Origin of the sequence: Pseudoflavonifractor sp. HCP28S3_F10, assembly GCF_052065415.1 — a bacterium.
Classification (GTDB): domain Bacteria; phylum Bacillota; class Clostridia; order Oscillospirales; family Oscillospiraceae; genus Pseudoflavonifractor_A.
Genome location: NZ_JBQHUB010000022.1, coordinates 1 through 18,335 on the forward strand (window position 1 = coordinate 1; position 18,335 = coordinate 18,335).

General features: G+C 63.2%; 16 protein-coding genes. 1 reads left to right on the top strand and 15 read right to left on the bottom strand.

Annotated elements, in window-relative coordinates; all coding sequences use genetic code 11:
- Positions 1-327: 327 nt before the first annotated feature.
- The gene (pyrF, locus tag ACTNBZ_RS09895) at positions 328-1,254 is read right to left on the bottom strand and encodes an orotidine-5'-phosphate decarboxylase (protein WP_441209505.1); all 927 of its coding nucleotides are present in this window, start codon (positions 1,252-1,254) and stop codon (positions 328-330) included.
- 46 nt (positions 1,255-1,300) lie between these two features.
- Positions 1,301-2,578, bottom strand: coding sequence for a dihydroorotase (locus ACTNBZ_RS09900; protein ID WP_441209507.1), 1,278 nt, complete (start codon positions 2,576-2,578; stop codon positions 1,301-1,303).
- A gap of 251 nt (positions 2,579-2,829) precedes the next feature.
- Between ACTNBZ_RS09900 and ACTNBZ_RS09905 the strand changes: the two genes are divergently transcribed.
- Positions 2,830-2,997, top strand: coding sequence for a hypothetical protein (locus ACTNBZ_RS09905; RefSeq protein ID WP_441209509.1), 168 nt, complete (start codon positions 2,830-2,832; stop codon positions 2,995-2,997).
- A gap of 209 nt (positions 2,998-3,206) precedes the next feature.
- On the opposite strand, the gene ACTNBZ_RS09910 is transcribed toward ACTNBZ_RS09905, so the two are convergent.
- The 13 genes from ACTNBZ_RS09910 to ACTNBZ_RS09970 form a co-directional block, all read right to left on the bottom strand.
- The gene (locus tag ACTNBZ_RS09910) at positions 3,207-4,196 is read right to left on the bottom strand and encodes an ABC transporter permease (protein ID WP_441209511.1); all 990 of its coding nucleotides are present in this window, start codon (positions 4,194-4,196) and stop codon (positions 3,207-3,209) included.
- A complete protein-coding gene (locus ACTNBZ_RS09915) occupies positions 4,193-5,158 on the bottom strand; it encodes an ABC transporter permease (RefSeq protein WP_441209513.1) in 966 nt (321 codons plus the stop codon). Before ACTNBZ_RS09915 ends, ACTNBZ_RS09910 begins: the two co-directional genes overlap by 4 nt.
- A 114-nt stretch (positions 5,159-5,272) precedes the next feature.
- Positions 5,273-6,895 (bottom strand): ABC transporter substrate-binding protein, encoded by a 1,623-nt coding sequence (locus ACTNBZ_RS09920; RefSeq protein ID WP_441209515.1) that lies wholly within the window; start codon positions 6,893-6,895, stop codon positions 5,273-5,275.
- Between the two features lie 87 nt (positions 6,896-6,982).
- Positions 6,983-8,815 (bottom strand): glutamine--fructose-6-phosphate transaminase (isomerizing), encoded by a 1,833-nt coding sequence (gene glmS, locus ACTNBZ_RS09925; protein WP_441209517.1) that lies wholly within the window; start codon positions 8,813-8,815, stop codon positions 6,983-6,985.
- Between the two features lie 206 nt (positions 8,816-9,021).
- Positions 9,022-9,312 carry a YlmC/YmxH family sporulation protein gene (locus ACTNBZ_RS09930; RefSeq protein ID WP_441209519.1) on the bottom strand — a complete coding sequence of 97 codons (291 nt, stop codon included), beginning with the start codon at positions 9,310-9,312 and terminating at the stop codon, positions 9,022-9,024.
- Positions 9,313-9,439: 127 nt separating this feature from the next.
- Positions 9,440-10,312, bottom strand: a complete 873-nt coding sequence (locus ACTNBZ_RS09935; RefSeq protein WP_441209521.1) for an MBL fold metallo-hydrolase — start codon at positions 10,310-10,312, stop codon at positions 9,440-9,442.
- On the bottom strand, positions 10,312-10,656 hold the full coding sequence (locus ACTNBZ_RS09940; RefSeq protein ID WP_441209523.1) for an antibiotic biosynthesis monooxygenase: 345 nt from the start codon (positions 10,654-10,656) through the stop codon (positions 10,312-10,314). Before ACTNBZ_RS09940 ends, ACTNBZ_RS09935 begins: the two co-directional genes overlap by 1 nt.
- Before the next feature lie 219 nt (positions 10,657-10,875).
- Complete coding sequence (gene lpdA / locus ACTNBZ_RS09945; RefSeq protein WP_441209525.1) at positions 10,876-12,264, bottom strand: dihydrolipoyl dehydrogenase; 1,389 nt, start codon at positions 12,262-12,264, stop codon at positions 10,876-10,878.
- Positions 12,265-12,405: 141 nt separating this feature from the next.
- The gene (locus ACTNBZ_RS09950) at positions 12,406-13,413 is read right to left on the bottom strand and encodes a dihydrofolate reductase family protein (protein ID WP_441209527.1); all 1,008 of its coding nucleotides are present in this window, start codon (positions 13,411-13,413) and stop codon (positions 12,406-12,408) included.
- An 18-nt stretch (positions 13,414-13,431) separates the two neighbouring features.
- Positions 13,432-14,835 (bottom strand): amidohydrolase family protein, encoded by a 1,404-nt coding sequence (locus ACTNBZ_RS09955; protein WP_441209529.1) that lies wholly within the window; start codon positions 14,833-14,835, stop codon positions 13,432-13,434.
- A gap of 194 nt (positions 14,836-15,029) precedes the next feature.
- Positions 15,030-16,346, bottom strand: coding sequence for a dihydrolipoamide acetyltransferase family protein (locus ACTNBZ_RS09960; RefSeq protein WP_441209531.1), 1,317 nt, complete (start codon positions 16,344-16,346; stop codon positions 15,030-15,032).
- 18 nt (positions 16,347-16,364) lie between these two features.
- Positions 16,365-17,348, bottom strand: a complete 984-nt coding sequence (locus tag ACTNBZ_RS09965) for an alpha-ketoacid dehydrogenase subunit beta (RefSeq protein WP_441209533.1) — start codon at positions 17,346-17,348, stop codon at positions 16,365-16,367.
- A complete protein-coding gene (locus tag ACTNBZ_RS09970; RefSeq protein WP_441209535.1) occupies positions 17,345-18,319 on the bottom strand; it encodes a thiamine pyrophosphate-dependent dehydrogenase E1 component subunit alpha in 975 nt (324 codons plus the stop codon). The genes ACTNBZ_RS09965 and ACTNBZ_RS09970 overlap by 4 nt, the downstream gene beginning before the upstream one ends.
- Positions 18,320-18,335: the final 16 nt, after the last annotated feature.

Genomic DNA, 18,335 nt, shown 5'->3' on the forward strand with positions numbered 1-18,335 from the left:
ACACATCCCGGACTGACCCAGCGGGGGGTCGTTTTTTAACAGAAACCCCCTATTGAACCCGAGCGGGGCGGGGGGGGGGGGCGGGGCCCCCCGCCCTACGGCAATTTACCGATGACACCCATATCACCGCAGCCGCGCCGTGCACCTCTTGGGGCTTTTTCTTTCCCCCATTTCTTTTGGCAAAAGAAATGGGGCCCCCGCCGGGCAGGCGGCCCGTCCGGCGAGGACAGCCCCCGTCCCCGCCCCGCGGGCGGGCAAAGATAATTCAGCAAATGATTTTCTTTGCTACTATGAGTATTTTTGTCCCGCCCGCAGGCGGGAAAACCATTACTCGATATTGGTGTACCGGCAGATATCATCCCGCATGGCGATGACGGCGTTGCGGGCGGCCTCCTGATAGTCCTCGCCGTCCTTGCCCGTCTTTTTCCAGGCGCAGATGATGCCCCGGGAGGAGTTGACGATGGCGCCCCGGCCGCCCTTGTGGAAGGCGTGCTGCACATCCTCGGCGGTGCCGCCCTGGGCGCCGTAGCCGGGCACCAGCAGGAAGGTGTTGGGCATCATGGCCCGGATCTCCTGGAGCTGGCGGGGATGGGTGGCGCCGGTGACGGCGCCGGCCATGGTGTAGCCGTACTTGCCCCGGGTGCCCGTGCCCCACGTCTCGATGAGGTTGGCCATCACGCCGTAGACCGTTCTGCCGCCCTCCACTGCAACGTCCTGAAGCTCGCCGGAGCCGGGATTGGAGGTTTTGACCAGCACGAAGGCGCACTTGTCCTCCTCCCGGCAGGTCTTGAGGAAGGGCTTGACGCTGTCGGAGCCCATGTAGCCGTTGAGGGTGACGCAGTCGGCGTTGAAGCTGGACAGGCGCTTGCCCTCCACCTCGGTGGCGCCCAGCCAACCGTCGCTGTAAGCCTCGGCGGTGGAGCCGATGTCGCCCCGCTTGATGTCGGCAATGACGAAGAGGCCCTTCTCATGGGCGTAGCGGATGGTGCGCTCCAGCACCTCCATGCCCCGCCAGCCCAGCCGCTCGTAGTAGGCGGACTGAGGCTTGACCGCGGGAATCAGGCCGGCCAGGGCGTCCATCAGGCCGCAGTTGAAGCGGTAGATGGCCTCGGCGGCGCCCTCCAGCGTCTCGCCATACTGCTCGTAGCACGCCTTGCGGATGTGGGCGGGCACATAGTCGGGCTTGGGGTCCAGACCCACCACTGTGGGGTTTTTCACCGCGATGATCTTTTCCTGAAGTACATCAAAGGACATGGGGAATTCTCCTTCCAATATGATAGCTTCGGTTTTATGGCAGCGTTCAGGCGTCCTGATACACGATCCTGCCGCCCACGATGGTATATTTGACCTTGCCTTTCAGCTTATGGCCGCCGAAGGGGGTATTGCGGCCCTTGGAGGCAAACTGCTCCGGGTCTACCGTCCACTCCTCGTCCGGGTCGAAAATGACCAGGTCGGCGTCGCCGCCGAGGGCCAGACGGCCCTTGTTGATGCGCAGGATACAGGCCGGGTTGAGGGTCATTTTCCGCAGGATGTCGGACAGGGACATCTCTCCGGTATGGTAGAGATAGGTCAGAGTGACGCCCAGGGCGGTCTCCAGCCCCACCATGCCGCTGGGGGCGCTCTCCAGAGGCCGTGCCTTCTCTTCAGCGGAGTGGGGTGCGTGGTCGGTGGCGATGGCGTCGATGGTGCCGTCCTTCAGGCCCTCGATGATGGCCTCCACATCAGCCCTGGTCCGCAGGGGCGGATTCACCCGGGCCAGGCTGCCCTTTTCCAGGATCTCGTCCTCGGTGAGGGAGAAGTACTGGGGGCAGGTCTCGCAGGTGATATGTACCCCCTTCTTCTTGTACCGCCGCACCAGGGCCACTGACCGGGCAGTGCTGATGTGGCAGATATGGACCGCGCCGCCGGTCTCCTCAGCCAGCATGGCGTCCCGGCAGACCATCAGCTCCTCGGCGATGGCGGGCCGGCCGGGCAGCCGGAGCTGCCGGGAGATACGTCCCTCGTTGACGGCGTAATTTTTCACCATATCCGCGTCCTCGCAGTGGGAGAGGACGGTGAGCTCCTGCCTGCGGGCCAGGATCAGGGCGTCCCGCATCAGGTTGGCGTTCTGGATGGGCATGCCGTCGTCGGAGAGGGCCACCGCCCCGGCCTCCTTCAGGGCCTCGAAACAGGTCAGCTCTTCTCCCTTCTCCCCCACGCTCACCGCGCCGATGGGCCACACATGGACGCCGCAGGCGCCGGCAGCTTTATCTCGCACATAGGCCACCTGCTCCGGACAATCCACCGCCGGCCTGGTGTTGGGCATACAGGCCACGGAGGTGAAGCCGCCGTGGGCGGCCGCCAGCGCGCCGGTCTCAATGGTCTCCTTGTATTCCAGGCCCGGGTCCCGCAGGTGGACATGCATGTCCACCAGACCCGCGCACACTACCATGCCTCTGGCGTCCAGCACCTGAGCCTCGCTGTCCCGGATGTCGCTGCCAATAACGGCTACTTTCCCGTCCTCGATGAGCACGTCCATCACGCCGCCGATGCCGCTGGCCGGGTCCACCAGCCGTCCCTGCTGAATCAGCAGTTTCACGCGAACACTCCTTTCTGTGGATCGTTCTATCTCAAAAAACAAGTTCCTTACATGGAAAAAGGGACCAGGTATTCCACCCCCGCCCCTTTCCCTGGGTCCGCGGCCTTTTGTCCGGCCTGCAACTGCCCAGTCTGAATTTATTATAGCCTGAATCTCATTATTTAGCAACGCATTTTTCTGTCTTTCCGGGAAGAATAGCAGTATCCTGTCCCGGGTGATTCATACCGCGGGCAGCAAGGGAGGAATGTATAATGACACAGCACCCCTTTCTCGGCGGCATGGGACTTGGCATCCTGGCAGGCGCCGCGCTCTCCATGGCCATGGAGCCCAAAAAGCGCGATCTGAAGCGCAAAGCCCGCAAGGCCATGCGCACCGTCGGTGAGCTGGCCGACGATCTCAGCGACACCATGGGCTTCTGATACTGATTTCAAATAAAATGCTTTATTTGAAATCCCGCATGCTGGGCATGCTCGTGCCGCACATGCGTGCGTCGCGGCGTCTCATAAAAACCTGACGCGCTTCGCGCTATCAAAAGCGTTTCAAGCTTTTTAACAGGTTTTAGTATGACCGGGCCGTCTGGACGCGGAAAAGGCGCCCCTGTTTTTCACAGGGGCGCCTTTTGCTGCACTCAGGTGATCTGATCGGCGCTCATTCGTTTCGTTGACATTCCGCGACCCAAAAGCCCTCTGTGGGACGCTCCGTCCACCTCCCGCAGCAGCTCCTCCGGCGTGTCACGGCAGACCAGGGGCTGCTCGGCAGCGCAGGCCGGCGCCCATTTGGGATCCAGGGCGTCCCGCAGGCCGTCCCCCACGAACTGAAGGGCGATCACCGTCGCCACAATACACAGTCCGGGCGGAAGCCACACCCAGGGCTTTCCCGCAAAGACCGCCGGATTGGTGGCGTACTGGATCATATTGCCCCAGGACGCCTGGGGAGTACGGATGCCCACGCCCAGAAAGCTGAGGCTGGACTCTGACAAAATGGCCCGGCCCACGCGCTGGGACAGGGCGGCCCACACGGGAGAGACCACGTTGGGCAGCACGTTCCGCCGCAGGACGGTGGCGGTACTGCCTCCCAGGGCCCGGACCGCCTGGATATACTCCTTCTCCCGTACCGACAGGGTATTGCCGTACACCAGCCGGGCCACGGAGGTCCAGCCCAGCAGTCCGATGACCAGGATGATGTTCCACACCGAGGCACCTACCACCGCCACCATGCACAGCACCAGCACGATGCTGGGGAAGCTCTGGAACACGTCGGCGCACCGCATGATGCAGAACTCCCACGCTCCCCGCCGGTATCCGGCGATGAGTCCCAGGGGCACGCCCACCGCCACGCTGATGGCGGCGGCTGCAAAGCCTACCAGCATGGAGATCCGTCCGCCGCAGATCAGCCGGGCAAACAGGTCACGGCCCACGTCGTCGGTCCCCAGCCAGTGCCGTGCCGAGGGCGCGGCCCAGAAGCCGGCCGCCCGGTCGGTCACATTGGGCTCCAGCCCCATCAGCGGGGGCAGAAGGAGCACCAGAAGCAGCTCCGCCAGCAGGATATACAGGCCCAGCATGGCCCGGCGGTCCCGGCGGAAGCGGGCGAATACCCCGCTTGCGTTATATCCGTTCATACCGCGCCCCTCCCATACCGCACCCGGGGATCGGCCAGTCCATAGACCAGATCCAGCAGCAGGTTGGTGCACAGCACGGTCAGGGCGATGACCACCGTCACTCCCATGACCAGGTTGAAGTCCCGGCTCATGATAGCGGAGAACATCAGGCTGCCCATCCCCGGCCAGCCAAAGACCCGCTCCACCACCACTGAGCCGCCGATGATGTGGGGGATGTGGCTGAGGATGGTGGTCAGGATGGGGATAAGGGCCCCCCGGAGCATGTGACGGGTCATGACGGCCCGGTCCTTCAGTCCCTTGGCCCAGGCGGTACGCATATAGTCCTCGCCCAGGACCTCCAGGCAGGCGCTGCGGGTCTGCTTCACCAGGCTGCCCATGTTACTCACGCAGATCACGCCGGCGGGCAGGATCAGGTGGCGGAGCAGATCAGGCAGGGTACCGCTGCTGCCGGTGGTGTACATCCGCGAGGAGGGCAGCAGGCCCAGGCCCACGGAAAACAGGTACACCGCCATCAGGCTCAGCAGGAAGCCGGGAACACCGGCGCTGACCATGGAGGAGAGAGTGGCCAGCCTGTCCCACCCTGAGCGGGGCTTCCAGGCCGCCAGCACTCCCAGAGGCACCGCAAGGGCCACTGCCAGCACCACCCCGGTGCCGGTAAGGATGATGGAGGGCATCACCCGCTGGGCGATCGTATCCGCCACCGGACGGCCAGTCTGATAGGACTTGCCCAGATCCCCCCGGAGCAGACCGCTCAGCCAGCGGGCGTAGCGCACCGGCAGGGGCTGGTCCAGACCCAGCCTGGCCTCCACGGCGGCCCGGTCCGCATCGACGGAACCGCCTCCCTCGCCCATCAGGTCGGCGATGGTGCCCGGTCCCAGGTCGAGGAACAAAAACACAAGAAGCGTGATGCCGAAAAACACGGGGATCACGGTAAAAAGCCGGGTACGAATATAGCGAATCAAATCAATTCCTCCTGCACTTCCGGCTCCCGGCGGGAGCATGGGCCGCTCAGGGCCCTACGGAGGTCTCTATACTTGGTTTGGACGGGTCCGGGGCAGCCGCTCCGTCCCTATTCCTTATTCCTTGACCCACTCCCACACGTTCTCGTTGGAGAAGCTGGCGGAGGGGTAGTCGATGCCGCTCACCGTGGGAGATTCCACGTGAAGGGCGGTGCCGAACCACAGCGGGATAAAGGGCCGCTCACTGGCCAGCAGGTCCTCCAGAGCCTGGACGGCCTCCTTCCGGGCGGCGGCGTCGGTCTCATTGGCCACAGTTCCGATCAGCTCCTCATAGGGGGCCAGATCGGCTACATGGAAGATATTGTTCCCCTCGGAGAAGCGGGTGGCGGTGAACCACAGGGGCAGGGCGCTGGGGGTATGGCTGGCAATGCCCATGTCATAGGTGCCGTCGGCCATGCCGGAGAACATAGTGGCCGAATCCACCGTGTCGATGGTCACGTTAATCCCCACCTCCTGAAGCTGCTGCTGCATCAGTGCGGCCAGGCCGGCCCGGTTGGAAGTACAGGCCAGACGGTAGCCCGTGCCGTCATATCCGGCCTCGGCCAGAAGAGCCTTTGCCCCCTCGGGGTCATAGGAGGTGTTGTAGTCTCCGGCATAAAAGGCGCAGGTGGGCAGGACAGAGGTGCCGGTGACCACGCCGTTTCCGCCGGTGGACTGCTGGCACAGCAGCTCCTTGTCCAGCGCCAGCTCCATGGCCCGGCGCACCCTGGCGTCCGGGATGGTCTCGCTGTTGAGCATCAGCTCATAGAACGTGTTGGGCACAGTACCCTTTTGCACCGTCAGGCCGGCGCTCTCGGCGGCGGGGGCGTTCTCCGCCGACACGCTGCCGCCGATGGCGTAGTAGTCCAGATCCCCGGCGATAAGGGCGGTGAGCAGGCTGGACTTGTCCATCACAGTGATGACCAGGGTGTCAAACCCCGGCGCGCCCAGCTGGTAGGCGGCATTCGCCGTCAAGGTGAGGGTGCTGCCCGTCACCTCGGACTGGAACACACAGGGCCCGGAGCCCACCGGGGCGGCCCACAGTTCCTGCTCCATCACCTCCGCCGGGGCCACGCCCTCCAGCAGGTGGGTGGGCAGGACATAAAACTCCCGGTTCTTGTCCAGCAGGAAATCCTCCGGCGTAGTGGGGGATTTGAAGGTCAGCTTCAGGGTATGCCCGTCCACCGCCTGAGCGCCCAGGGTCTCCCCTGCTGCCTGGGCTCCGGAGGCGTCGGTCCCGGCCAGGCAGGAGAACACCGAGCGGCCCACGGCGGGGCAGTCGGGATCGGTCATCAGGGCGATGGTGTCCGCCCAGTGCTGCGCCGTGACAGGCGTGCCGTCGTGGAACGCAGCCTTCTCATTGAGATGGAACACCACGGACAATCCGCCGTCGGCGCTCTCCCAGGAGTCGGCGGCCCGGGGAGTCACCGTTCCGTCGGCATGGACATAGGCCAGGCGGTCGTAGATTTTGTCGTAGACCATGCGGGAATAATTGCTGCCCGACGGGCTGTTATAGGGCATCAGGGAATCCCAGGCGTTGGACATGCCGTAGTTCACCACTCTGGGCTCGGCCGCGGGCGCGGCGCTCTCCCCGCCGGGAGCCGCGGAGGGGACAGAGGACGGCGCGGCGGGAGAACCGCCGCAGGCGGAGAGGGGCAGCGCCAGAGCAAGCGCCAGCGCCAGAGAGATCAGTTTTTTCACAGTTTGGGATACCTCCATTGCGTGATATAGCAGACGGGGCCCTTCGTTCCTTCAAAGGCCTCCCGCCCTGTGCAAAGCCGGCAGCGGTCACTCCACCGTCACGGATTTTGCCAGATTCCGGGGCTTATCGATGTCGCAGCCGTGCATCAGGGCCACATAGTAGGCCAGCAGCTGCATGGGCACCACGTCCAGCGAGGGCAGCAGCATGGGGTGGATCTCAGGCACCGTAATGGTATGGTCCACCACCTTGGCCATAGCCTTCTCCAGCGGTGCGGTGGTCAGGCCCAGCACGTCTGCCCCCCGGCTCTTCACCTCCACCACGTTGCTCATGGTCTTTTCAAACAGCGTTCCATAGGTGGCAAGTGCGATGACCAGGGTGCCCGGCTCGATGAGGGAGATGGTGCCATGCTTGAGCTCGCCGGCAGCGTATGCCTCCGAGTGGAGGTAGGAGATCTCCTTCAGCTTGAGGGAAGCCTCCAGCCCCACGGCGTAGTCGATGTTGCGCCCGATAAAAAATACCGATGGGTGGTTGAAGTAGATGGAGGCCAGATACTGGATGCGCTCCCGCTGCTCCAGCACCTGCTCCAGCTTGTCGGGCAGCCGCTGCAGCTCCTCCAGCACGGCGGCGTATTCCTCCGCCGGGATGGTCTCCATCCGCCGGGCAAAGCACAGTCCGATGAGGTAGATCACCACCAGCTGGGTGGAATAGGCCTTGGTGGTGGCCACGGCGATCTCCGGACCGGCCCAGGTGTAGAGCACGTCGTCCGACTCCCGGGCGATGGTGGAGCCCACCACATTGACGATGGAGAGCACCCGTGCCCCCAGGCGTTTGGCCTCCCGCATGGCGGCCAGGGTATCAATGGTCTCGCCGGACTGGCTGATGACCAGGGCCAGGGTGCGTTTGGTGACGATAGGGTCGCAGTAGCGGAACTCCGACGCCAGGGCCACCTCCACCGGCTTGCGCAGCAGCTTTTCCAGGGTGTACTTGGCCGCCATGCCCACATGGTAGGAGGAGCCGCAGGCAATGATGTAGATCTTGTCCAGATCCTGCAGGTAGTCCGCCGGATAGTCCAGCCCGTCCAGCACTACCTCTCCGTTCTGGATGCGGGGAGAAATGGTGTCCCGCACCGCCTTGGGCTGCTCCATGATCTCCTTGAGCATGAAATGCTCATATCCGCCCTTCTCGGCGGCCGAAATCTCCCAGTCCACATGGCGGTGCTCCTTCTGCACCGGGCGGAGATAGGCGTCGTACACCCACACATGATCGGCGGTCAGCTCGGCAATCTCGCCGTCATCCAGATAACACACGTCCCGGGTGTACTTGATGACCGCCGTCACATCGGAGGCCATCACGTGGAAGCCGTCGCCGAAGCCCAGGATCAGCGGACTGTCCTTCCGGGCGGCGATGAGGCGGTCGGGGCAGTCGGCACACAGGATGCCCAGGGCGTAGGCGCCCTGGATGCGGTGGAGCACCTTGGTCACCGCGTCCAGAATATTGCCGTCATAATAGTACTCCAGCAGCTGCGCCACTACCTCGGTATCGGTCTCCGAGGCAAAACGCACGCCGGTGGACTGGAGAAATTCCTTGATCTCGGCGTAGTTCTCGATGATACCGTTGTGCACCACTGCAATGCGTCCGTTCTCGCTCACATGTGGATGGGAATTCACGTCCGAAGGCTCTCCATGCGTGGCCCACCGGGTGTGGCCCAGCCCGATGGTACCCCGGACGCCGCCCCGTGCCTCCACCTGGCCGGCCAGGACCTGAATGCGTCCCTTGGTCTTGACCACCTGCAATCCGTCCTCCGGATGGTAGACCGCCACGCCAGCCGAGTCATAGCCCCGGTATTCCAGGCGGCGCAGGCCATCCAGCAGAATGGGGGCCGCCTCTTCCCTTCCAACAAAACCGACGATACCGCACATATTGGTCTCTCCTATAAAAAGTATATGTGTTTATTTTAACACACTGTAAAGTTCAATTTTTATTCCTGCGCTTTACACGCTATTATATCACATCTTTTCACAAGGTAAAGTGTTTCCTTCATATTTCCGCTCTTTTTTCCCGTTCTCGGGGCATTTCTCTCGAAAAACCAGCATTATATACAGAAATATTACCGTTTATCTTCTTTTTATTTCCGCTTTTGCCTGATCGTTTTCTCCTCTCCTTCCGGCAGGCTCTCCCGCGGGCAGTCCTCCACCAGGATGATATCCTCGCCGAACCGCCGGATGCAGTCCCAGGGAAAGAGCCGGTCCTCCTCCCGTCCCAGCAGTCCAAAAAAACGCAGCCGCCCCGGTACCACCAGGGCAAGGAGCCTTCCGCTCTCCAGATCGATCTTCACGTCTCCCACATATCCATAGCGCTTCCCGTCGGTGATGCTGATCACTTCCTTGCAGCGCAGATCGGCCACCCGCTCTTCCATTGGCGCCCCTCCTCTCATTGCCTGTACTTCAGACTATCCTATGTGACCGCCGGCCAGTCCTATCACCCCAAACGGCAGAGGACCGGACCGGCGGTATCCCGCCGGTCCGGTCCCTGTGTTCCACCGTTCAGAGAATGACACCGTCTCCCTCGTCCCAGAGGACGGCTGCCGGGGGCAGCCGCTCCTCCTCCCGAATCAGGGTGCGGCTGACCAATCTGCGCATCCGCATCCGGTCATCACAGGCAAAGGGGATGTGGTCCACCACCAGCCGCCGGGGACAGATGGCCTCCCGTATGGTCTCCCGGCCGTCGGGCCGGGTGAGGAAGAGGGGATTGACCACTGCCGTATCCACAGGGCATCCCCGGAGCACCGTGCGGAAATAGTCCGCGTCGCACGCCGCGTCCCCCAGAAAGAGCACGGTACGCGCTCCAAGCTGAAAAAGAAAGCAGTAGTACTCCACATCCTCATACCCCTCCCCGATGTGGGCGCAGCGGATGGCGGTGACCCGGGCGTCAGGGGCCAGGGGCCAGCAGGCGGGGCGGTACTCAGGCAGGGAGAGCTCCTGCACCGGGGCGGCAGAGGCCATGAGCCAGGCGCGCAGCTCCCCGATGTCAGGAGAGATACCGGGGCCTTCCTCCCCCGCCGGCAGAAACAGCCTGCGGACCGGCTGCTTCTCCATCAGGCGCAGGGTTTCCCGGCCCGAGAAGTGGTCCAGGTGCAGATGGGTGTAGAACACCCACTCCACGCCGCCCCACATTCCCTTGCCCTCCTGGATGGCGTCCAGCACGCTCCGGGGCACCGGGCTGTAATCGTGGTCCCGGCTGCTGTGCAGTCCGTCCACCAGCAGCTTGTGGTCCCGCCATGAGAGCAGGATACCGGCGTTGGCGGTGAGGGTCAGGCGGATGGGGTCCGGCCCCTCCCACCAGGTCCTGGGGACCGGCCGGGGAACATCCTCCCGCTCAAGGGGCAGATCCCGCTTCTGCCGGATCCCCCCGGTCATCAGCGGTACTCCCGCACCCGGAAGCGGCGGTTTTCCGCATGGCCCGCCCGGACAAAGACCGCGTCATCCCCCATGAGCTGTCCCATTTTTTCCTTCTGGCCGCCCAGCCATACCTGGTCCACGCCGTGGTAGGCCGCCTCGCTCTCCCAGAAGTAGAGGGAGGTGACCTCCCCCTCGTTGTCCAGGCTCACCCAGGTCTCCCCTCCCAGAAAACCGCTGACATGGGACAGGGGCTCGGAGAAGATCTCAGTCTCCAGCTCAATGTACCGCTCCACCTGGCCGGGGGCGATGCGGAACACCAGTTCCTCGATGAACTGGGGCTGATCGTAACATTTTAATTCCATGGCGATGGGCTCCTTTCCTTTTATACCAAGGGCTCCGCCGTGTCCCGCGCGGCGGAGCCCTTGCCGGTCTTTTTATACGAAAACCTGATAAAAAGCTGTACAGCTTTTTATAGCGCAAAGCGCGTCAGGTTTTTATGAGACGCCGTGACGCACGCATGTGCGGCACGAGCGTGCAAAGCACGCGGGATTTCAAATAAAGCATTTTATTTGAAATCAGTATTACTTCTTTTTGCGGGCGGGCATGCTGTGGATGCCCCGGCCCAGGGTCAGGGTCAGGGCCTCTTCAAAGGCCTCGGACAGGGTGGGATGGCCGTGCATGGTGTTGGCGGCCTCCTCCACCGTGAACTCGCCCCGCATGGCGAGGGCGGCCTCGGCCAGCAGGTCGCTGGCGTTGGGGCCCACGATGTGCACGCCCAGGATCTTCTGCTTGTCCCTGGACACGATCACTTTCATCATACCCTCGGCGGCATTCATGGTCAAGGCCTTTCCGTTGCCGGCAAACTGGAATTTGCCCACCTCGTACTCCAGGCCCCGCTCCTTGGCCTGCTCCTCCGACAGGCCGATGCTGGCCACGTCGGGGAAGGTGAAGATGGCGCTGGGGATCAGGTCGTAATCCACCCGGGCGTCCTCACCCGCCATGCGCTCCACGCAGACCTTGCCCTCTTCGGAGGCCACATGGGCCAGCATCACGCCGCCGATCACGTCTCCGATGGCGTAGATGCCGGGGACACTGGTCATATAGTTCTCGTCCACCTTCACGCCCTTGCGGTCGTAGGCGACGCCCAGGCCGTCCAGGTTGAGGCCCTCGATGTCCAGCTCGCGGCCGGTGGAGACCAGCACCTGGTCGCAGGGCAGGCTGCTCTTCTCCCCCGCCTTGTCCACCGTCACCGACAGGGCGGAGCCGCTCTTGCTGATCTCCTCCACCCTGGTGCCCACCATGAAACGGATGCCCTTCTTCTCCAGCAGCTTCTGGAGCCGGTCAGTGATCTCCTTGTCCACAGCGGGGATGATCTTGGGCATGAACTCCACCACGGTGACCTCGGCGCCAAAGGCGCGGTAGATGCCGGCAAACTCGATACCGATGACGCCGCCGCCGATGATGACGATCTTCCCGGGCACGTGGTCCATCTCCAGCGCCTCCTTGCTGGTGATGACGCCGGGATTGTCGATGCCCTTGATGGGAGGCTTGGAGGACTTGGAGCCGGAGGCGATGAGGATCTTGCCGGTCTCCAGCACCTTGCCGTTCACCTCCACCTTGCCGGGAGCTATGATCTTAGCCGCGCCCCGGACCAGCTCCACCTTGTTGGCCTTGAGCAGACCCTCCACGCCGCCGGACAGGGTCTTGACGATCTTGTCCTTCCGGGCCTGGACCTTCTCCATATCGATGCTGTAGCCCTTCACATCCACGCCGAACTCGGCGGCCCGGGCGATCTCGTCCACCACCTCGGCATTTTTATACAGGGCCTTGGTGGGGATGCAGCCGTAGTTGAGACAGGTACCGCCGCAGGCGTCCTTCTCCACGATGGCGGTCTTCATGCCCAGCTGGGCGGCGCGGATGGCGGCCACATAGCCGCCGGGGCCCGCGCCGATCACTACTAAATCGTACATAGTATCCTTCTCCTTACTGATATCAAATTCAATTGGGCCGGACGAGACCCCCGCAGTCAGCCTTCCTGCGAGGGGAGGCGGCACGGCAAAGCCGTGACGAAGGGGTCTCCCCCAGGCCTGCCGTGCGCCGCTCCGGCCGGCTCAGTACTGATAACCCGACAGGTCCGTGGTGTTTTTGACCCCGTAGCGGATCTTCTGCCGGGTAAACAGGAAATTGCTCTTATGCACTCCCAGGGAGATGAGGTCGGCGTGGGGATGGTCCAGATAGCCGTAGGCCACAAAGGAGCCGGGCGTGGTGGTGCCCCCCACAAAGACCATGGAGTAGTCGATAAAGTATTCGTCCAGCAGCTCCTCCTTCAGCATGGCGGCGCAGTAGGACGGAGACTCCACACAGAGCTTCTCCACCCCCAATTTTTTCAGCACGTACATCAGGAGGCGGGAGTCGGGCGTCTTCCCCTCACCGGTAATGATAACGGGCACCACGCCGAAATCCTGATACAGTGCGGGCAGCTCAGCCGCGTCCACCTCTTCCCGGCTGCGGAACGGGCCGAAGAACTCATGCCTGAGGGGGGAGTTGGCCTTGATGTACTCCATGCCGTCGGGGCCGGTGGCGATGACCATTTTCAGCTCCTCCGCCGGGTCCACATGGAAGGAGTAGTGGTCAAAGGGGATGTCGGTGGCGTCAAAGGACACCACCACACCGGCGGGCTGATACCGCTTGCCCAGATACTCCCGCCGCTGCCCGGTCAGGTCCTGGTCATAGACGTGGCAGGTGATGCCGGGCTCCTTGGCCAGGGTGTTGGCTCCCACGATGATGGCGTCGGCGTAGGAGCGCAGCACGTTGAGCACCCAGAAGTCCCCCAGGGAGCCGTCTGGATCCAGGAAATTGTTTTTTGCCACCAGGGGGCCGGCGGGATTGTCCTGGTAGGCCATCTTGCCGTCGGATGAGAGCACGATGGACGAGAAGGTATAGGGCCGGTCCGCCGGGGCCTTGGGAAAATAGAGGTCGGTATAATACTCGCTCACATCGGGCATAACTGCGGTCTCCGCGGAGGCAGCCTTCAGTCCGGCCAGATGCTTCTCATCCCGGAACACCATGTTTATTTTCAGGTTCTCTTTGGGGGTACGGAAAAAGTTCAGCTTGTTCATCCTGTTCTCCTCTCAGTTTTACCCAATATGAAGCGGGGGCATCTTCTGTCCCCACTGGACGTTGCCCAGGCCGGAGCGCTCCACCAGGCGGGCGCCCAGCCGCTGGGCCTCCCGGAGGATCTTCTCCTCATCCACGGTGGTCATATGGCCGTTCTCCAGCACCACCTTGCCGTCCACCAGCACAGTGTGGATATTGCTGGGGCTGCTGGAATAGACCAGGGCGCTGACCGGATCGTGGACCGGATTGGAGAAGGGGCTGATGGGATCGAAGATGACCAGGTCGGCCTTCTTGCCCGGCTCGATGGAGCCCAGGCTGTCCTCCCGGCCCAGAGCCTTCGCGCCGCCCAGGGTGGCCAGCTCCACCACGGCGGAGGCGGGCATGAGGGAGGGATCCCGGTGATACACCTTCTGCATCAGGCTGGCGGCCTTGATGGTCTCCAGCATGTTCTGGGTGTCATTGCTGGCCGAGCCGTCGCAGGCCAGGCTGACGGTGATGCCCTTCTCCAGCATCTCGGGGATGCGGGCCACGCCGGAGGCCAGGACCATATTGGAGTTGGGATTGTGGGAGACCTTCACACCGTACTTTTTAAAGGTCTCCAGGTCCTCATCCCGCATGTACACGCAGTGGACGGCGATGAAGTCGGGCCCCAGGACACCCAGCTTCTCCAGGTGGGGGATGGTGTCCTCCTGGTACATCTGCTGGGAGAAGGCGTCATCATCGGGAGTCTCCACCAGATGCATGGTGATGGGCATATGGAGCTCGTCGGCGGTACGCCGCATCTCCCGGAAGCCGTCGTCGGTGTGGTCCCAGATGATGCCGGGGGCCATGCAGACGCCGATGCGGGAGTGGTCCCGGTATTTCTTTTCCAGCCGCCGCACGTCATCGAAGAAATCCTGCTCGGTCTCCACCATGGGGCAGGCGATCTCCGGCGGGAAGGTGCTGACATTGGAATAGGCCCGGCCCAGGATGCCCCGGATGCCGATATCCTCAAACGCCTGGGTCACGCAGTCATCCAGCCCCTTGATGGGATGGGCGTACATAAAGTCCAGGATGGTGGTGGTGCCGGAGCGGATGGCCTCGATGCAGCCGTTGAGGGCGGCGTAATAGATCGTCTCCTCGTCGTAATTGTGCAGAGCCACCCGGACAGAGCTGTTGAGCCAGTCCAGCAGGAATTTGTCCCGCCCCAGGCCCTTGAGCATGGTCTGGAACAGGTGGGAATGGGTGCTGATAAAGCCGGGGAACACATACTTGCCCGCCGCGTCGATGACCCGGCCAGCCTGGTATTCCTTCAGAAGGGAGCTGTCTCCCACCGCCAGGATCTTGTCGCCCTCCACCGCGATGCAGGCGCCGGGCAGCACTTCCCGTTTGCCGTTCATGGTGATAAGGTAGGCATTTTTGATGATGGTGTCGATCTTTTTCATAGCCACGGTCCTTTCTGTTCCGGCGGCGCCCGACGGGGCACGCCGCTTTGACTTGGATTAGAGGAACAGGGCCCTGGAACAGACGGCGGCCAACCGGGATGGTTGGCCGCCGTCGTTTCGGTTCCGCGGGCGTTTCCGCCCACTTCAATATCATGTCGCCGGGACCCGGTATGGGTGCGCGCTTTCAGTATCCCTTACAGCCACTTGAAGTCCTGCAGGCCGGTGACGACCTCCTGCAGGAAGCGGGCGGCGGGGGCGCCGTTGATGACACGGTGGTCATGGGTCAGGCTCAGGTTCATGACGGAGCCGGGATAGAAGCCGCCGTCCTTCACCAGTACCTTCTCCACGATGCCGCCCACGCCCAGGATGGCGCTCTCGGGCGCGTTGAGCACGGGAGTGAAATAGGTGATGCCGAACATACCCAGGTTGGAGATGGTGATGGTGGCGTTGCCCAGCTCATCGCTGCTGAGCTTGCCGGCCTTGGCCCGCTCGGTCAGGTCGGAGAGCTCCAGGCAGATGGTGCGCAGGTCCTTCAGGTTGGCGTCCCGGATGACGGGAACGATCAGACCGCCGGGCACGTCCACGGCGCAGCCCACGCTGATGCGGGCGGTGGTCTTGATGTGGTTGGCGTCGGCCATGGACATGCGCATGTCGGGATGGTTCTCCAGCGCCTGGGCCACGGACTTGATGAGCATGGCGGTGTAGCTGAGCTTCACGCCGGCGTTCTTGTACTTGCCCTTGATGGACTTGTAGGTCTTGACCAGGCCCGTCACGTCGGCCTCGGTGGTGATGGTGGCCTGGGCGGAGCCCTGGAGGGAGTTCATCATGCCCTTGCACACGGCAGCCTGCATGGGGGTCATCTTGGTGATGACGTCGCCCTCGGCGCAGGGGATGGTGTTGTAGACCTGAGCGGGGGCAGCAACAGGCGCGGCGGCGGGTGCCGGAGCGGCCGCAGGGGCAGGAGCGGCGGCAGGAGCCGGAGCAGCAGTGGCAGGAGCCGCAGCAGGAGCAGGTGCGGGAGCGGCGGTCTCGGCAATGGGCTTGCCGTACTTCTTCAGGTCGTCAATGGTGATCATGCCCAGCAGGCCGGTGCCCTTGATGTGGGCATAGGCCAGGCCCTTCTCCTCGGCGATCTTCTTGGCCCGGGGCGTGATCTTCACGTCAGCGGGAACGGCGGCGGCCACGGGGGCCGCAGCAGGAGCAGCCTCAGCGGCGGGAGCGGCCTGGGCGGCAGGAGCAGCGGCGGGAGCGTCGCTCTCGATGGGCTCGTCCATGCTGTCTGCGATGAGGCAGATGGTCTCGCCGCAGGGGATCTCGTCATCCACCTGGGCGATGATCTTGCGGATCATGCCGTCGCAGGGGGCCTCGCCGGTGTTGGTGATCTTATCGGTGCTGACCTCCACCAGGGCGTCGCCCTTCTTCACGGCGTCGCCCTCGCTGACCAGCCACTCGCCGATGATGCCGGTCTCCATGGAGAGGCCGAACTTCGGCATACCGTATTTCGTGATCATTTTCGCATCCTCCTCCGCTTAATATTCCATGACCTCGCGGATGGCCTTGACCAGGTCCTCCTGCTGGGGCATCACATAGTCCTCCAGACCGGGAGAGAAGGGCATGGGGGAATCTAGGCCGGTGACGCGCTTGATGGGACCGCGCAGGTACTCGAACACGTCCTCGTTGATCATGGCGGAGATCTCAGCGGCCCAGCCGCCCACCTTCACGCCCTCCTGGGCGATGACCAGGCGGCCGGTCTTGGCCACGGACTTCTGGATGGTGTCCTTGTCATAGGGGAACACGGTGCGCAGATCGATGATCTCGCAGGAGACGCCCTCCTTGGCCAGCTCCTCGGCAGCCTTGTGGGCCTTGGCCAGCATGGTCTGGGTGGCCACGATGGTCACATCGCTGCCCTCCCGCTCGATCTCAGCCTCGTACAGGGGCAGCTCGTACATCTCCTCGGGTACTTCGCCCTTCACATTGTACAGGGCCTTGTGCTCCAGGAAGAGCACGGGGTTGTCGCTCTTGATGGCGGAAATGAGCAGGCCCTTGGCCTCATAGGGGGTGGTGGGACACACGATGACTAGGCCGGGGGTATTCAGGAACCAGGACTCCACGCAGGCGGAGTGATGGTAGGCGCAGCGGATGCCGCCGCCCTGGGGAGCGCGGACGGTGATGCCGCAGTGGGCCTTGCCCTGGTACATGAAGTTGAGCTTGGCGGCGTTGTTGGTGATCTGGTCAAAGCCCACGCCCAGGAAGTCGGCGAACATGATCTCGGGCACGGGCTTCAGGCCGCAGACGGCGGCGCCGCAGGACAGGCCCAGGATGGCGGACTCGGAGAGCGCGGTGTCCTTGATGCGCTCGGGCCACTTGGCCCAAATGCCCTTGGTGATGCCGAAGTCGCCGCCCATCTTGGCCACGTCCTCGCCCAGGATGAATACCCGCTCATCCTGCTCCATGATCTGATGCAGGGCCTCGTTGATGGCCATGCCGTAAGAAAGCTTCTTGCCTCTGCTCATCTCGTCTCCACCTCTCTGTCAGCATAAGTATAGGTCGTAGCGGTCTCCACGCCGGGATAGGGGCTCTCCAGGGAGAACTTCAGCATATCCTGCACGTGGGCCTCTTCCTCGTCCTCGATCTTCCTGATCTCGTCCTCACTGATGCCCCGCTCCAGCATGGTGGCGCGGCACAGCTTCACGGGATCCCGGTCCTTCCAGGCCTGGACCTCGTCGTCAGGACGGTAGGCGGCGGGGTCGCCGGCGAAGTGGCCCTGCCAGCGGTAGGTGTCGAACTCCAGCAGCGTGGGGCCCTCGCCCTTGCGGGCACGCTCCACGGCGGCCTCGGTGGCCTCCACCACGGCCTCGATATCGTTGCCGTCCACGTAGAAGCTGGGCGCCTCGTAGCCCTCGCCCCAGGTCTTCAGGCGCTTCTGGGGATGGGCCTCGGTATATTTGGTGGAAATAGCGTACTGGTTGTTCACCAGGCAGTAGATGATGGGCAGCTTCCAGGTGGCGGACATGTTCATGCTCTCGTGGCAGGTGCCCTCGCCCAGAGTGCCGTCGCCCATGAATACGGCGGTGACCGCGTCGGTGTGATGATACACGGCGCTGAAGGCGGTACCAAGGCAAGTGACCATGGTGGAACCCTGGATGCCGTTGAAGCCCATGTTTCCGCAGTCCAGGTCGTTGACGTGCATGGAGCCGCCGCGGCCGTGGTTGATGCCGGTGGCCTTGCCGAAGATCTCGGCCATGACCAGCTTGGGGTCGGTGCCGCACAGGCAGATGGCGCCGTGGCCCCGGTGATCGGGGAATTTGTAGTCGGTCTTGCGCAGGCAGTCCACCACGCCGGCCTGGCAGGCCTCCTGGCCGATGGACAGGTGCACGAAGCCGGGCACGGTGCCGTTGGCGGCATAGGTCTCAATGACCTCCTCGAAGCGGCGGATCATGACCATGTCACGATACAGTTTCAACAGTCTTTCGTTTGAAAGCATCTCGGTTCCTCCTATA

Excerpts from the sequence above, each read along its gene's own strand:
- ACTNBZ_RS09935 (WP_441209521.1), bottom strand. The coding sequence starts at position 10,312 with ATGACCGGGGGGATCCGGCAGAAGCGGGATCTGCCCCTTGAGCGGGAG.
- pyrF (WP_441209505.1), bottom strand. The coding sequence starts at position 1,254 with ATGTCCTTTGATGTACTTCAGGAAAAGATCATCGCGGTGAAAAACCCC.
- ACTNBZ_RS09930 (WP_441209519.1), bottom strand. The coding sequence starts at position 9,312 with ATGGAAGAGCGGGTGGCCGATCTGCGCTGCAAGGAAGTGATCAGCATC.
- lpdA (WP_441209525.1), bottom strand. The coding sequence starts at position 12,264 with ATGTACGATTTAGTAGTGATCGGCGCGGGCCCCGGCGGCTATGTGGCC.
- ACTNBZ_RS09955 (WP_441209529.1), bottom strand. The coding sequence starts at position 14,835 with ATGAAAAAGATCGACACCATCATCAAAAATGCCTACCTTATCACCATG.
- ACTNBZ_RS09960 (WP_441209531.1), bottom strand. The coding sequence starts at position 16,346 with ATGATCACGAAATACGGTATGCCGAAGTTCGGCCTCTCCATGGAGACC.
- ACTNBZ_RS09940 (WP_441209523.1), bottom strand. The coding sequence starts at position 10,656 with ATGGAATTAAAATGTTACGATCAGCCCCAGTTCATCGAGGAACTGGTG.
- ACTNBZ_RS09970 (WP_441209535.1), bottom strand. The coding sequence starts at position 18,319 with ATGCTTTCAAACGAAAGACTGTTGAAACTGTATCGTGACATGGTCATG.
- ACTNBZ_RS09905 (WP_441209509.1), top strand. The coding sequence starts at position 2,830 with ATGACACAGCACCCCTTTCTCGGCGGCATGGGACTTGGCATCCTGGCA.
- ACTNBZ_RS09950 (WP_441209527.1), bottom strand. The coding sequence starts at position 13,413 with ATGAACAAGCTGAACTTTTTCCGTACCCCCAAAGAGAACCTGAAAATA.
- ACTNBZ_RS09910 (WP_441209511.1), bottom strand. The coding sequence starts at position 4,196 with ATGAACGGATATAACGCAAGCGGGGTATTCGCCCGCTTCCGCCGGGAC.
- ACTNBZ_RS09965 (WP_441209533.1), bottom strand. The coding sequence starts at position 17,348 with ATGAGCAGAGGCAAGAAGCTTTCTTACGGCATGGCCATCAACGAGGCC.
- glmS (WP_441209517.1), bottom strand. The coding sequence starts at position 8,815 with ATGTGCGGTATCGTCGGTTTTGTTGGAAGGGAAGAGGCGGCCCCCATT.